This window comes from Terriglobia bacterium (assembly GCA_036496425.1).
In the GTDB taxonomy this organism is placed as follows: domain Bacteria; phylum Acidobacteriota; class Terriglobia; order 20CM-2-55-15; family 20CM-2-55-15; genus 20CM-2-55-15.
Genome location: DASXLG010000305.1, coordinates 1 through 14,857 on the forward strand (window position 1 = coordinate 1; position 14,857 = coordinate 14,857).

Sequence of the window (14,857 nt, forward strand, 5' to 3'; positions counted from 1 at the left end):
GTAAATCCTCCCGAAAAACGCTCAGAATAACATAACAACGGAAAGCAGGGCTTAGTCACAAAACGTACAAAGGGATTTATTGGAAATTCGAGATTGGAGTTTCGAAATTGGAAATTGTTATCAGAAATCTCCAATTTCGAATCTCCAATCTCGAATTTCCAATAATGGTTTTCCCCCCTTTTGTGTATGATTTGGCAAGCACTTCGGAGGCTATTGATGCGGGTGAAACGTCCTGGTTTCGCGGTTGTAATCGCGCTGCTGATGTCGGTCTGTCTTTTTGCCGAGGAGGGAAAAGAAGGCTCCGTCAACGCCGACGGCACATCCCCTCTGCACTGGGCGGTTCGCGCCGATGACGCGCCGGCCGTCGACCGGTTGCTGCGCTCCGGCGCGGATGCCAAGGCGGCCGATCGTTACGGTGTTACTTCGCTTTATCTTGCGGCCGTGAATGGCAATGCCGCCATCATAGGCAAGCTGCTGGATGCCGGAGCCGATCCGAATTCCAAAGATCCTGCCGGCGAAACAACCCTGATGACCGCTGCTCGTACCGGCACTCCCGACGCGCTGAAGGCGCTGCTTGAGCGCGGCGCGAACGTAAATGCAGTCGATCCGGAGTTCCAGCAGACGGCCCTGATGCTCGCGGTCCGCGAAAACCATCCCGCCGCGGTCCAGTTGCTGATCGAACGCGGCGCCGAACTCAACGCCCACACGCGGAGCGGTGAGACGCCGGCTTTCCGTCCGCCATGCAAAGGCACGGGCTGCGGCTCCGAAGGCGTGGGAATCAATCGCGGCGGCCTGCCCGACCGGGGCATCCGGGCCGCGATAACCGGCGGGTTGACCTCCTTATTATATGCCGCGCGCGACGGCCGTCCTGAAGCCGCCCGCCTGCTCGTCGATGCGCACGCCGACGTGAATCTGGCCGACCCCAACGGGATCAGCCCTCTGTTGATGTCCATTATGAACGGGCACCTCGACGTCGCCCGCTTCCTGCTCGATCACGGCGCCGGTATCGAGACCGCCGATTTCTGGGGACGCACACCGCTCTGGGCCGCCGTCGATCTCCGCAATATGGAACTCGATCATGGGAACGACGTTGGCGTGGACCGCGCGCCTGTCATCGATTTCATCAAACTACTCGTCGACCGCGGCGCGAACGTCAACGTGCGAACGAAAGAGGTTCCTCCCGGCAGGCGCTGGCTCTACTCCTTGGGCGATGTTTCCTGGGTCGATATGACCGGACAAACGCCGTTCCTGCGCGCCGCCCTCTCCGGCGACGCGATCACCATGCGATTCCTGCTCGATCACGGCGCCGATCCCAACCTCGCAACACTCGGTGGCACCACGCCGCTCATGGCCGCCGCCGGCGTGAACTGGACCGTCGCGCAGACCTATACCGTCTCGAAAGAATCGCTGCTCGAAGCCGTGAAGATCTGCCTCGAGAAAGGCGCCGACGTCAACGCCACCAACTCGATGGGGCTTACCGCCGTCATGGGTGCTGCCAATCGGGGATCCGACGACATCATTAAATTCCTTGCCGAGCACGGCGCCAGGGTCGACGTGAAAGACGCGTCCGGCCGCACAGCCGTCACCTGGGCTGAAGGCGTCTTCCTCGCCTCCGTCGGCGCGGAACGCAAACCCACAACGGTCGCGCTGCTTCAACAACTCATGGGAAACGGTAAATGACGAGAAGCGCATTCTTGTGCCTCTTGTGCTTCTTGTGTTCCTTCCCCCTGCTGCTGCAGGCTCAGGACCGCGCGTTCCTGAACCAGTACTGCACCACGTGCCATAACGAGAAGACGAAAACCGCCGGCCTGATGCTCGACAAGCTCGACGTCGATCATCCCGGAGAGAGCGCCGCGACCTGGGAAAAAGTCGTCCGCAAACTCCGGGCCGGAATGATGCCGCCCAGCGGCGTCCGCCGTCCGGAACGCGGGTCGATCGACGCCTTTACTTCCAGCGTCGAAGCGAAACTCGATCGGGCTGCGGCGGCCAGACCGAATCCGGGTACCACGGCGCTGCATCGCCTGAACCGCACGGAGTACGGCAACGCCGTTCGCGATTTGCTCGATCTTCCCATCGACGCGGCCACGCTGCTTCCCGCCGACGATTCCAGCGAAGGGTTCGACAATGTTGCCGACGTCCTCGGAATGTCCCCCCAGCTCGTTCAGTCTTACATCTCGGCCTCGTCGAAGATCAGCCGGCTCGCGGTGGGCGATACCGAGATCAGCGCGGACAAGGCGACCTATCGTGTACCGCGCGGCCTCGTCCAGACCGACCATATTGAAGGTCTTCCACTTGGCACCCGAGGCGGACTCCGGATCCATCATGTCTTTCCGCTCGACGGCGAATACGACTTCCGGATCGCCCGCACCGGCGTCGGCGTCGCCCAGACCAGCGTCGGCGGCGATGAAGAACTCGAGATCACCGTCAACGGCGCCCGCGCCTATGTCGTTACGCGGAGCAGCCCGCGCGACATCCGGCTCGCGTTGAAAGCAGGGCCGCAGGATATCGGTGTAGCGGTCATCCGGAAAAAGAACGTTCAGGGCGTGGACGATTTATACGACGTCTTCTCGGCGACCGTCGGTGTTTCCAACGTTTCGATCACCGGACCGTTCAATCCCGCGGGCTCCGGCGACACGCCCAGCCGCCGCCGCATTTTCGTCTGCCATCCGGCAACGCCGGCCCAGGAAGTTCCCTGCGCCAACCAGATCATGAAAACGCTGGCGCGCCGCGCGTTCCGGCAGCCGTTCGACGATTCGGATGTGACGATGGAAACGCTTATGGGCTTTTACCAGGACGGCAGAAAACTCGGCGGCTTCGAAAAAGGCATCGAGTACGCCGTGGCGCGGATTCTGGTCGATCCTCGATTCCTGTACCGGTTCGAACGCGAGCCTGCCAACGTTGCTCCCGGCGCCACCTATCGCGTCGGAAATTTCGAGCTGGCGTCGCGGCTGTCATTCTTCCTGTGGAGCAGTGTTCCCGATGACGAGTTACTCGACGTGGCTGCCCGCGGCAAGTTGTCGGATGCGGCCGAACTTGAACGTCAGGTCCGGCGCATGCTCGCCGATCCGAAAGCGGAATCGCTGGTGACCAATTTTGCGAGCCAGTGGCTGCACCTGGAACAGCTCAAAACTGCGAAACCCGATATCGGGGATTTCGATGAGAATCTTCGCCAGTCGTTCCGGCGTGAAACCGAAATGCTGTTCGAGACGATCCTTCGCGAGGACCGCAGCATCCTCGATGTCCTCAATGCCGATTACACCTTCGTCGACGAACGGCTGGCGCGCCACTATGGAATTCCCAATATCAAAGGAAGTCAGTTCCGCCGCGTCACACTGAAGGCCGATAACGCCCGCCGGGGCTTCCTGGGGCAGGGAAGTTTCCTGCTCGTGACGTCGGCCGCGAATCGAACCTCGCCGGTGACCCGCGGCAAGTGGATTCTCGAAAATGTTCTGGATGTGCAGGCGCCGGCCGTGCCGGCAAGCGTTCCACCCCTAAAGGAAAACAGCGACCGCACCGACGGCAAAGTGCTTTCGATGCGCGAGCGCATGGAAGAACATCGTTCGAATCCGAGTTGCGCGTCCTGTCACAAAATCATGGACCCGCTCGGTTTCGCACTGGAAAATTTCGATCTCACCGGCAAATGGCGTGATGCGGACGGCAAAACACCCGTCGATGCATCCGGCGTCCTTGTTGACGGGACCAAACTGGACGGTCCGGCGAGCCTTCGCGCCGCCCTGTTGAGCCGGTCCGACACATTTATCAGTTCCGCGACGCAGAAGCTGATGACCTATGCGCTGGGCCGAGCGGTTCAGTATTACGATATGCCGGCCGTTCGCTCGGTCATGCGTGATGCCGCGCCAAAGGATTACCGTTTTTCGTCGCTCGTCATGGGTATCGTGAAGAGCGCACCGTTTCAAATGAGAGTGAAGGGGAAAGCCGCTAGTTCGCAGGCGAACTAGCGGCTTCCCGACAGGAGGCTTGATGTTCATTACAAAGAAACATCTGTCCCGCAGAACATTTCTTCGCGGCGCCGGCGTCACCGTCGCATTGCCGTTTCTGGAATCCATGCTGCCGGCGCAGACGCCGCTGGCGAGGTCCGCGGCGATGCCGAAACCACGGCTGTCCTGCATCTACATTCCGCATGGCGCGACGATGGATCACTGGACGCCCGCGGTGGAAGGCAAGGGCTTCGAGTTCACCGAAATTCTCAAGCCGCTCGAGCCGTACCGGGACTACGTCAACGTGATCACCGGCCTCTGTCATCCGCAGGCCGGACCGACCGACGGCGAAGACAGCGGCGGCGCCCTCGATCACAACCGCGCCGTGGCCGTATTTCTTACCGGCTCGCATCCGAAGAAAGGCGCGCAGTCCCGCGTCGGCGTCTCGCTGGATCAGTTGATCGCGGAGAAAACCGGCCAGGATACGCCGCTGCCGTCGATTGAACTCTCGATCGAGGAGTCCACTCTCAGCAGTGATGCCGGATTCAGCGGCGCCTATCGCAACACCGTCGCCTGGAAGTCGCCGACCGTGCCGCTTCCGATGGAGAACAGCCCGCAAATCGTTTTTGAGCGGCTATTCGGCGATGGCAGCACCGACGCCGAACGGCGCGCGCGCCGCGAACAGTCGATCAGCCTGCTCGATTCCGTGACGAAGCAGGTCGCCGGACTCCAGAAGGAACTGCCTCCATCCGATCGCGCCCGGCTCGATCAATATCTCGAAGAAGTCCGCGAGATCGAGCGCCGTATCCAGAAAGCCGCGCAACAGACGAAGCCGGATGTCGCACTGCCCGAAGCTCCGGTCGGCATACCCGACGATTTCGAAGAACACCTCAAGCTCATGTTCGACCTGCAGGTCCTCGCCTGGCAGGCCGGGATCACACGTGTCTCGACGCTGCTGTATTCGCACGAAACCAGCGGAACCGTTTATCCGAAGAGCGGTATTCGAGACGGCTTCCATAACGCGTCGCACCACTCGAACAATCGGAAGAATATGGATCAGTTTGCGGTTCTGAACCGGTATCACGTGAACACGCTGACCTATTTCTTCGACAAACTGAAGAAGACTCCGGACGGCGACGGCTCACTGCTTGATCATTCGCTGGTTCTCTACGGCAGCACTTTGAGCGACGGCAACCAGCACAATCACGATCCGTTGCCCGTCTTCCTGGTGGGCGGAGCGTCGGGACAGATTCAGGGCGGACGCCACATCAAAGTCGCGCCGCATACGCCGATGGCAAATCTCCTGCTCGCTGTGTTGAATAAATTCGGTGTTCAGCAGGACAAGTTCGGCGACAGCACCGGCATCGTGGCACTCTGATCCGAAGGCAGGGGAAATTAGCCACAAAAGGCACAAACTGATTTTTTGTGCCTTTTGTGGCTAATCTTATTTCTTCACTCCGGCGAGCATTACCGGTGTGTCGGTGTAATCCTCCAGCACCAGCGATTTTGCAGCTTCATCGGTGACGACTTTCGTGGTCAACGATGTCTTTCCTTCGCCGACGCCCTTCGCATCGAATCTCAGCTCCACGACAGTGAAGTCATAATTCGTCGGAGCCGCTTTTCCCGTCGGCTTCCAGGAATTCGTGTATCCGCCCAGCCGCCGGTCGGTGACGAGGATGACGCGTTCGCCGCCGTCCGAGAAGGGGATCTTGTAGGCGTACTTGAGCGAGTATCCGACCACTTCGTCGGTCCAGATGTAGCCGACGGTCGGCGCTTTTTCGATCGCGGCGGTCAAGTTCGAGATCGGATCTGCGGGCTTGGCCGGCGCCGCATTTCCCCCTCCGCGTCCACCGCGTCCGCCGGCTCCGCCACGCGCGCCTCGGCCTGCCGCAGCCGATCCCGATCCTGCGCCGGCGCCCCGTCCAGCCGCCGCCGCTGGAGCGCTTCCGCCACCCGCGGCACCGCCGCGGCCTCGGGCCGCCGGAGCCGGCGCCAGCGACGGATCGAGCTCGCCGACCAGCGCGAGCCGCTCCGCGTCGGTCGACCAGCGAAGAATATTGATTTTTACAGGTGTCCCCGCATCACTGACGTTCGCGGACTTGGCCGTAAAATTAATTGTGGCCGTCGCGGTGTTCGTTCCACCCGCCGCCGCCGCCGGTTTTTGCGCAGGTCCCTGCTGCGCGTATGCGGTAATCAGGCAAAATAGCGCCCCTGCTCCGACCAGCATCACCTTGGATTTCATGGGTATTCTCCTAGAATATTTCGGGCCGAAGTATTCCACAGACTGCCCGCGTTGAGCAAAAAAAATACGGCCCCCCTCGGTCAATCGATAATCCTGCGATCGATTATCAGAATCAGGTTGACCATTTCGCCGTCGTTATATATAAGTTTCTTGAAACAAAGCGTTTTTTTAAACGGGTTGAAGATGAACAAAAAAGTTCTCCCAATTGGTGCGGCGTTGCTATCCGGTCTGGTTCTGTTCGGACAAACCACGCCAACCCGCGCGCCAATCTCTGCGCCAACCGCCGAGACCGTGGCGGCGAAGCGCGCGCTGCTCGATCAATATTGTGTGACATGTCACAATGACAAAACGAAACGCGCCAATCTGACGCTCGAAAAGCTCGATCTGGCCACGGCCGGCGATCACGCCGAACTGTGGGAGAAAGTCATCCGCAAGCTTCGCGCCGGCGTCATGCCTCCCCCCGGAGTGCGCCGCCCGCCGTTGAAGGAATATGAAGGACTGCGCGATTTTCTGGAATCCGAAGTCGACCGGAAAGCCCTGGGCCGCACCAATCCCGGTTCCGTGATTCTGCATCGTCTCAATCGTACCGAATACGCCAACGTCATCCATGACCTGCTCGACATCGATATCGATCCGGCCGCTTATCTGCCGTCGGACGATGCCGCACGCGGCTTCGATAATGTCGCAGGTTCGCTGACGATTTCTCCGACCCTGCTCGAAGCGTACACGACCGCGGCGACGCGCATTGCCCGCATGGCCGTCGGCTATTGGAAGTCCCCGGCATCCGCGAGTTATATCGCGCCGGGCGACACCTCTCAGAACGAGCACATCGAAGGTCTGCCGTTCGGCACACGCGGCGGCCTGCTGGTCACCCACAACTTTCCGGCCGACGGCGAGTACAAGTTCGAGGTGCAGAACTTCGGTCTCGGCAAATACAACCCCGGCGAGAAAATCGAGATCCTGATCGACAACGAGCGCGTGGATGTCTTCGACTATGTCGGCGTTGGGCTCAGCCAGGGCATGCAGGCCGATAATGACGGCGCCATCGAGTTGACGGTTCCGATCAGGGCCGGCTCCCACAAAGTCGGAGTGACGTTCCTGGCAACGAACTACCGGCCGACACTCGATCTCATCAAGCAGTACGAACGGAAGTCGCTCGAGAACAACAGCATCCCGCAACTGCAGTACTATCCCGCGATCGGTTTCCTGAGAATTCAGGGACCATTTGAAGCATCGCGTCCGGAAAATTCGCGCAGCATGCGCAAACTCCTGATCTGTCATCCCGCTACAGCGGCTCAGGAAGAACCCTGCGCGAAACAGGTTCTCACGGCGCTGGCGCGGCGCGCGTTCCGCCGGCCCATTGACGCCCAGGACATGGAATCGCTGATGAGTTTTTACGACGATGGACGCAAGGCCGGAACCTTTGAGGACGGCATCGAACTGGCGCTTCGCCGCGTGCTGACCAGTCCTCAGTTCCTGGTGCGCGCGGAGAAGGAACCGGTCAATCTTGCCGTCGGCAAAGCGTACCGGATCAGCGATCTGGAACTGGCCAGCCGCCTGTCGTTCTTCCTCTGGAGCAGCATCCCGGACGATCAGTTGATCAACCTGGCGGCGCAGAACAGGCTCAGCAATCCCGTCGTCCTCGAACAGCAGGTCAAGCGGATGCTGGCCGATCCGAAGTCCGAAGCGCTGGTCACGAACTTCGCCGATCAATTGCTGTATCTGCGGAACCTGGCCGCGACTTCTCCCGATGGCGTCCACTATCCGGATTGGGACGACGAGTTGAGAAAGGGCTTCCGCCGCGAAACGGAACTGCTCTTTGAAAGCGTCATGCACGAGGACCGCAACGTGGTCGATCTTCTGACCGCGAACTACACCTTCGTGAACGAGCGGCTCGCCAAACACTACGGCATTCCGAATATCTACGGTGGGCAGTTCCGCCGTGTGACCCTCGGTCCCGATATGGACTATCGCAGGGGGCTGCTGGGGCAGGGAAGTTTCCTGTCGGTCACTTGGGTTCAGAATTTTCGGACCTCGCCGGTCAAGCGCGGCGTCTGGGTTCTCGAAAATATTCTCGGCACGCCGCCGCCGGAACCGCCGCCCAACGTTCCTCCGCTCGAGGACAGCGTCGCCGGCGCCGACCATATCCTCACCTTGCGCGAACAGATGACCATTCATCGCAAGAACGAGCCCTGCGCGAGCTGTCACAAGCTGATGGACCCGATCGGTTTTGCGCTCGAGAATTTCGATGCCGACGGCAAGTGGCGCACCAGGCAGGGTGGCGACGGAGGCGTTCCGATCGACGCGACCTCCGAGCTGTGGGATGGCACGAAAGTCAACGGACCTTCGGAGCTGCGGCAGCACCTGCTGTACTACTCACCGCAGTTCGTCCGCATGATCACTGAGAAGATGATGACGTTTGCGATCGGCCGCGGCGTCGAATACTACGACATGCCCGTGATCCGGCAGATCGTCCGGGATGCGGACAAGAACAACGACAGGTTTTCCTCGATCCTGATGGGGATCGTCAAGAGCGCCCCATTCCAGATGAGGACAAAAGCAGCAGAGAACGCAGCAAATTAACCTCCGGAAAAGGAGCCAGTAATGTTCATCACAAAGAAGCACATTCCTCGCCGCACATTTTTGCGTGGTATCGGCACAACGTTGGCCCTGCCCTTTCTCGAGTCCATGGTCTCGGCCCAGACGCCTCTGAGTAAGACCGCAGCGGCTCCGGGCTCCGTCAGACGCTTTCTTGGAATCTGGCATCCGCATGGCGCGGCGCCCGGCTACTGGAGTCCGCTGCAGGACGGGAAGGACTTCGAGTTCTCCTTCATCACCAAGCCGCTCGAGCCCTTCCGCGATCACGTCACGCTGATCAGCGGCCTGGACATGAACGAATCGTTCGCGACCGAGGAAGAACCCGGCGGCGACCACGCCAAAGGCGCGGCGCTCCTTTCGGGCGCGCGGCCCCGGCGAAACGCAGTGAGCCCCTACCTGGGCGTCACGATCGATCAGCTGATCGCGGAAAAGTACGGACACGATACCATTCTGTCCTCGATCCAGCTCGGTGTCGAAGACACCACGAACTTTGGCAACTGCAACTGGGGATACAGCTGCGCCTACACCAACTCGATATCCTGGCCTAACGCGACCACGCCGCTGCCGACCGAAATCAATCCGCGCGTCGCCTTCGAACGGATGTTCGGCGACGGCACGAATACCGAAGAACGCCTCAAAGGCCGAAAAGAGAATGCCAGCATCCTCGACTCCGTCACTCACGAACTCGGCGCTTTCAAAAAGGGCCTCGGTCCCGGCGATCGCACGCGCGTCGACAACTATACGGACAACATCCGCGAACTCGAACGGCGTATCAATATCGCGATGAACCGCTCGATCAAAGAGCCGAGCAAGGAGATTCCGTTCGGCATCCCCGAAAGCAACAACGCGCATTTCGAACTGATGTATGACCTCCTGGCGCTCGCCTTCGAGGGAGACATCACGCGCTCTGCGACGTTCATGTTGGGCCGCGATCTGTCCGGCTCAAGCTTCCCGGAAAGCGGTTTCAACGGCGGCTGGCACGGATCTTCGCACCATGGAGACAAGCCCGAGAACGTTGCCAATTACGCCAAGATGAACCGGTACCACGTGCAGCACCTCGCGAACTTCCTGACCAAGATCAAGAACACGCCGGAGGGCGACGGTACCGTGCTCGATCACATCCTGATCTACAAGGGCAGCAATATGGGCAATTCGCATCGCCACGCGCATATAAAAGTCCCGGTGATCCTGGTCGGCGGTATCGACGGCACGTTTAAAGGAAACCGTCATATCGTGTTTCCGGACGACACGCAGAAGACATCGAACATGCTGCTCAGTGTTCTGCATTTGTTCGGTATCCAGCGGGACAGCATCGGTCAAAGTTCAGGACCTCTGCCCGGCCTCGCTTAAAGAAGGATCACGGAATGAGGTCTACGATCGCGATCGGTATGTTCCTTGGCCTGGCGAGTGTCTGGGCCGCCACGCCCGCGGCCGCGCAACGGGGCGCCACGCGGCCTCGCGTGCAGATGCCGGATGGGCCGGTACGTCAAATCATCCGGAAAAACTGCACGGCCTGCCACGGCATCGACGATTACGCGTTTTATTCGCTCGACCGGCCGGCCTGGGAAAAGCTGATCGACAGCAAACATAAGACGGGCGATCTTTCGATAGCCGACAAAGATCGCTCACTGCTGCTCGACTGGATCGTCAGCAAGTTCGGACCGGAGACCAAACCGTTCCCCCGGACCTACGTCGCTCCGGAAATCACCAAATTCTTTTCCGATCCCGAAGCCACGCGCCTCCTCGACCGCGCCTGCACGTCCTGCCATGACTCCGACCGGATCAACAAGGAACGCCGCACCGAAGAAGGCTGGCGCGTCCTGGCCGTGGATATGCGGGAAAGAGGAGCCGTGCTGTCGGATGAGGAACTTGAGCAGTTGGTGGAGTGGCTGGGGCGAGTTAAAGGGACCAATCAAAGCCAATAGTTACATCTATTGGAAATTGCATCATTAGAAGTTTCTTCAGTTCTAAATTTGAAATGCAGAAACTTCTAATGATGCAACTTGCAATAGAATCAAATTAACTGCCCTGCCGCTTCACTCCCTTGAAAACCACCGGTAGCGCTCCGTATCCATCCAGCGCAATGGTCTTCGCCTGGCCGTCCACCATCACTTTCCCGGAGACTGGTCCTTTGCCTTCACCCTCGCCTTTGGCATTCAGGTGGAGTTCGATGACTGAGAACTTGTAGTCCGGAGTGGCGGGCGCCGAGGGCGCCGGCTTCCACAGGTTGCTCCACTCGCCGACGCGCCGCTCGGTGGCCAGAATGATGCGTTCGCCGCCGTCCGGCTGCGGCAGCCGGTAGGCGTATTTGATGGAGTAGCCGACGTTTTCGGATGTCCACAGGATGCCGACTGTCGGCGCTTTCTTGATCGCTGCCGCCAGCGAGCCTTCCGGCGTCTGTCCGGAGCCCGCGTCCGCGGCCGGTCCACCGCGGGCTCCGCCTCTGCCGAAGCGGAAAGCGGGATTATCGGCGTCCGGGGCATCGGGATCCGCCGGGACCGCCGCTGCCGGGGCTGCGGCGCCGGCGCCACGCGCGCCACGGCCTCCGCGGCCGGACCCGGCGCCGCCGCGGGCTCCGCGTCCGCGGCCCTGCGCTGCCGCCGCAGGACGTGGTGCGGTCAGGCTCCATGCCTCTACGAAGGTGTTGCGTTCGGCATCCGTCGACCAGTTCGTCAGATTGATTTTGACCGGCTCACCCGCCCCGCTGACGTTTTCAGTGGTCGCGGTGAAGTGGACATCGGCCGCCGGAGCCTGCGCGCCGAAAGCGATGAAACCCAGCGTAATGATTCCCAGCAATTGCAGGGATCGTATGACTCTATGCCGCATGAAAACCTCGCCTTATTTCTTATCCTTCATTTCTTATCCTTCGCGGCGTCCTTATTCCCGAGGCCGCCGGTGACGCCGTCCACCTGATACCCGGTCTGGATCTTCCGGACCAGCTGGATCTGTGCCGGCGTCGCGGTCTTGGGATCCACGTTCGCGGTGGAGCAGGTAAATCCGCGCAGTGTGCATTCGGACGTCGTGTGCTTGATACCGCGTTCTTTCATCACGCGGGTCATCAGCTTCACCGCATCCTCGTTGAATACGATGGCGTTGTTCGGCCGGAACGTCCCGACACCGATCGCGTAATCGACCGGCATCAATGGCTCGATGCTCGACCCGAACGCGCCGTCATTCTTCTTGCCCAGATCATAGGCTCCAAGATCGGCGCCCTTATCGATCAGCCATTGAATGATCGGAACGTCGCCGAGGTTCGCGGCGACCATCAACGGCGTGATGCCGTAGTTGTCGGCGGCATTGACATCCTGTCCGAGGTTGATCAGCACTTTGACGGTTTCGAGTCTCTCCGCCGGTGTGCGTCCTTTGCTGTAGCCTGGGATGAACCCGGTTCCACAAGCGGCCATCAGGACGGTTTCCTCGTCCTTGGACACGATCTTCGTATCGGCGCCGTGATCGACAAGCAGTTTCACGAGTTCGACATCGCCCGAGAAGGCAGCGCGCATCACGGCCGTGGCGAATACGATCCGGGGCGTGCCGTCACGCATGCGGGCGCGCGGCGTATTGTTGACGACGAAATTCACGTTGGCGCCGGCATCGAGAAGTTTCCGGATCAGCGGCATCGGATCCGTCGTCACCACCCACGGGAAGTTCGGCGCCGTTTCCATGTTGCGGCGGTCCACGGCCCAGAACAGCGGCGTGAAGTTCTGCGAATCGGGTTGATTGACGTTGGCGTGGTTATCGATGAGGAACGAAGCGACGTCGTAACCGCCATTGAAGATGGCCAGCCCTAAAGCGTCTTTTCCGTCTCCATCTCTCACATTGACTTCGGCGCCGGCAGCCACCAGCATCTTCGCGGATTCGAGGTCTCCTTCACGGGCCGCAAACATCAACGGAGACAGAAATCCGCTGGCATTCTGCTCGGCCGGCTGGTTCGCCGCTGAAGCCACCGGTGTGGCGCCTTCGAATCCCCGGCCGGTGGCGGAGGGAACGAACTTCGTGCGGGTATTCACATTGGCGCCGTGGTCGATCAGCATCCGGATCACCGGGTGGTTGCTTTCGGCCACAGCCCACATGAGAGCTGTGGTGTCGCCCCAGGTTTCCTTCGCGTCGACCAGCGCGCCATTGTCGAGCAGTGCCTTGACGGCGTCCGGTTTGCCGGTCCGCGCGGCCATCATTAGCGCGGTGTCTCCGGAAGGCGTCAATGGAGTATTCACGTTGGCGCCGGCCTTGATCAGCTTTGCCAGCATCGCCGCGTTACCGTTCTGAGCAGCCAGCTGCAGAGGCATGACGCCATCGCGATTCGCCATTGAAACATTGGCGCCCGCGCGGAGCAGCAGATCCGCCGTCTCCAGGTCGTCGGCGCGAACGGCCCAGTGCAGCGCCGTCGTCCCGTCCACTTGCGGCGCGTTGACGTCGGCTTTTTTCTGCAACAGGGACCGGACGGCCTCTTTGTTGCCGCGCATCGCTGCGTCGGCCACGTCGCTGCTTGCCGCGCAAAGATTGACAGCAGTCAGAACTGCAATCACAACACACCCGAGTATGTACCGGATATTCATTTTGGGGCTCCTGCGAGGCAATATACTTCAATCGATTGTCGGAGACAAGATTACCTGTAGGCGCGGTGTATAAAGACGGCGAAATGACTCGTTATTTTGATGGCAGCGCGTAGCATGGTATAAGTTCGGCCTCAGACAATCACTCGATTCGTTGTTTCGCAAACAGGGAAATCCATTTCTCGATCACGGAGGTTTAGCGCGATGCGAAAACATTATCGCTCGTTCCTATCGTTGCTCTTGCCAGCCGTTTTAATCCTCAGCGGATATGCCGTCGTTAAGGCTCAGCAAGAAAGTTCTTCGGCGGTCAAAGGGGGGCGCTGGTCTGATCCAGCCACCTGGTCTGACAGGAAGGTACCAGCCAAAGACGACGCAGTCACCATTGGCAGAGACATGGAAGTTGTCCTCGACGTCAGTCCGGCGCCGCTGCGCAGTTTAACGATCAACGGCAAACTGAGCTTCGCGGATAACAAGGATCTTGAACTGACCACAGAGTGGATCATGTTACACGGGGAGTTGGAGATTGGTAGTGAAGCCAAGCCCCACACGCGCAATGCGACAATTACCCTGACCAATAACGTCCCGGGTGAAGACATCGAAACAATGGGTGACCGCGGGATCATGATCATGGGCGGAACCCTGAGCCTGCACGGTACTCAGAAAAACTCCTGGACCAAGCTGACAAAAACAGCCGCCGCGGGTGGCACCTCAATAGAAGTCTTGAATGCCGCTGGCTGGAAAAAAGGTGACGCGATTGTTCTCGCGTCAACGGATTTCGATCCCCACCAGGCAGAGAGACGAACCATCTCCGGCATCTCTGGAAAAGTGATTACGCTGGATCAGAAACTCGAGTATATGCACTACGGTCAAGTCACCTTCGGCGTGGATGAGCGTGGTGAAGTCGGTATGCTCACACGCAATATTAAAATCCAGGCTTCAGCTGACGCAGAAACCTCATTCAGTGGCGGGCATGTGATGGCGATGGCCGGGTCAACAATGCAGGTCTCTGGTGTCGAGTTTTTTAGAATGGGTCAGCACGAGAACCTTGCGAGGTATCCGATCCATTGGCATCTGGTTGGCGATACGCAGGGGCAATACATTGAGAATTCTGCGATTCACGACACCTACAGCCGCTGTGTGACGGTACATGGTACGAACAATGTGCGGGTTGAGAACAATGTGGCGTACAACAACGTCGGTCACTGCTACTTCCTCGAAGATGGCGTGGAACACGGGAACCAGTACATTTCCAACCTGGGGATGCTGACCAAGTGCCATCCCACCCGGCCCTGTAATCCGACAAATGCAATTAACGGCTCAGGGGCAGGTCAAAATGCCACCGACCAGTTGATTCCTTCCGACAACACGGCGTCCACCTTCTGGATCACGAACCCCGACAATACTTACCGCGGGAATGTGTCCGCAGGTTCTGAGGCAACAGGCTTCTGGATGGCTTTCCCAGAACATCCAACGGGTAAGTTTGAAGGCACAGAGGTCAGTAAGGCTACCTGGCCCCGTCGGATGCA

At 59.6% G+C, this 14,857-nt stretch carries 10 protein-coding genes; 7 read left to right on the forward strand and 3 right to left on the reverse strand.

Annotation, left to right across the window (positions count from 1 at the left end):
• Nucleotides 1–216 precede the first annotated feature (216 nt).
• The 3 genes from VGK48_22240 to VGK48_22250 are packed head-to-tail and all read left to right on the forward strand — an operon-like array spanning nucleotide 217 to nucleotide 5,316.
• Nucleotides 217–1,680 carry an ankyrin repeat domain-containing protein gene (locus VGK48_22240; GenBank protein ID HEY2383905.1) on the forward strand — a complete coding sequence of 488 codons (1,464 nt, stop codon included), beginning with the start codon at nucleotides 217–219 and terminating at the stop codon, nucleotides 1,678–1,680.
• A 32-nt stretch (nucleotides 1,681–1,712) separates the two neighbouring features.
• Nucleotides 1,713–3,959 (forward strand): DUF1592 domain-containing protein, encoded by a 2,247-nt coding sequence (locus VGK48_22245; GenBank protein ID HEY2383906.1) that lies wholly within the window; start codon nucleotides 1,713–1,715, stop codon nucleotides 3,957–3,959.
• Nucleotides 3,960–3,981: 22 nt separating this feature from the next.
• Nucleotides 3,982–5,316 carry a DUF1552 domain-containing protein gene (locus VGK48_22250; GenBank protein ID HEY2383907.1) on the forward strand — a complete coding sequence of 445 codons (1,335 nt, stop codon included), beginning with the start codon at nucleotides 3,982–3,984 and terminating at the stop codon, nucleotides 5,314–5,316.
• A 66-nt stretch (nucleotides 5,317–5,382) separates the two neighbouring features.
• Here VGK48_22250 and VGK48_22255 read toward each other — a convergent pair whose 3' ends face one another.
• Nucleotides 5,383–6,180, reverse strand: a complete 798-nt coding sequence (locus VGK48_22255) for a hypothetical protein (protein ID HEY2383908.1) — start codon at nucleotides 6,178–6,180, stop codon at nucleotides 5,383–5,385.
• Between the two features lie 183 nt (nucleotides 6,181–6,363).
• Here VGK48_22255 and VGK48_22260 point away from each other — a divergent pair, with 183 nt between their 5' ends.
• From VGK48_22260 to VGK48_22270, 3 genes are read left to right on the forward strand one after another with little or no spacing between them, the layout of a single operon-like run.
• Nucleotides 6,364–8,763, forward strand: coding sequence for a DUF1592 domain-containing protein (locus tag VGK48_22260; protein HEY2383909.1), 2,400 nt, complete (start codon nucleotides 6,364–6,366; stop codon nucleotides 8,761–8,763).
• 21 nt (nucleotides 8,764–8,784) lie between these two features.
• Nucleotides 8,785–10,128, forward strand: coding sequence for a DUF1552 domain-containing protein (locus tag VGK48_22265; protein HEY2383910.1), 1,344 nt, complete (start codon nucleotides 8,785–8,787; stop codon nucleotides 10,126–10,128).
• Nucleotides 10,129–10,142: 14 nt separating this feature from the next.
• A complete protein-coding gene (locus VGK48_22270) occupies nucleotides 10,143–10,703 on the forward strand; it encodes a hypothetical protein (protein ID HEY2383911.1) in 561 nt (186 codons plus the stop codon).
• 94 nt (nucleotides 10,704–10,797) lie between these two features.
• Here VGK48_22270 and VGK48_22275 read toward each other — a convergent pair whose 3' ends face one another.
• Nucleotides 10,798–11,604, reverse strand: coding sequence for a hypothetical protein (locus tag VGK48_22275; GenBank protein HEY2383912.1), 807 nt, complete (start codon nucleotides 11,602–11,604; stop codon nucleotides 10,798–10,800).
• 26 nt (nucleotides 11,605–11,630) lie between these two features.
• Complete coding sequence (locus tag VGK48_22280; GenBank protein HEY2383913.1) at nucleotides 11,631–13,334, reverse strand: ankyrin repeat domain-containing protein; 1,704 nt, start codon at nucleotides 13,332–13,334, stop codon at nucleotides 11,631–11,633.
• A gap of 201 nt (nucleotides 13,335–13,535) precedes the next feature.
• Here VGK48_22280 and VGK48_22285 point away from each other — a divergent pair.
• A partial coding sequence (locus tag VGK48_22285) for a G8 domain-containing protein (GenBank protein HEY2383914.1) occupies nucleotides 13,536–14,857 on the forward strand: 1,322 nt, incomplete at its 3' end.

Coding starts and splice junctions, on each gene's coding strand:
- VGK48_22240 (HEY2383905.1), top strand. CDS start 217: ATGCGGGTGAAACGTCCTGGTTTCGCGGTTGTAATCGCGCTGCTGATG.
- VGK48_22265 (HEY2383910.1), top strand. CDS start 8,785: ATGTTCATCACAAAGAAGCACATTCCTCGCCGCACATTTTTGCGTGGT.
- VGK48_22250 (HEY2383907.1), top strand. CDS start 3,982: ATGTTCATTACAAAGAAACATCTGTCCCGCAGAACATTTCTTCGCGGC.
- VGK48_22255 (HEY2383908.1), bottom strand. CDS start 6,180: ATGAAATCCAAGGTGATGCTGGTCGGAGCAGGGGCGCTATTTTGCCTG.
- VGK48_22275 (HEY2383912.1), bottom strand. CDS start 11,604: ATGCGGCATAGAGTCATACGATCCCTGCAATTGCTGGGAATCATTACG.
- VGK48_22270 (HEY2383911.1), top strand. CDS start 10,143: ATGAGGTCTACGATCGCGATCGGTATGTTCCTTGGCCTGGCGAGTGTC.
- VGK48_22280 (HEY2383913.1), bottom strand. CDS start 13,334: ATGAATATCCGGTACATACTCGGGTGTGTTGTGATTGCAGTTCTGACT.
- VGK48_22260 (HEY2383909.1), top strand. CDS start 6,364: ATGAACAAAAAAGTTCTCCCAATTGGTGCGGCGTTGCTATCCGGTCTG.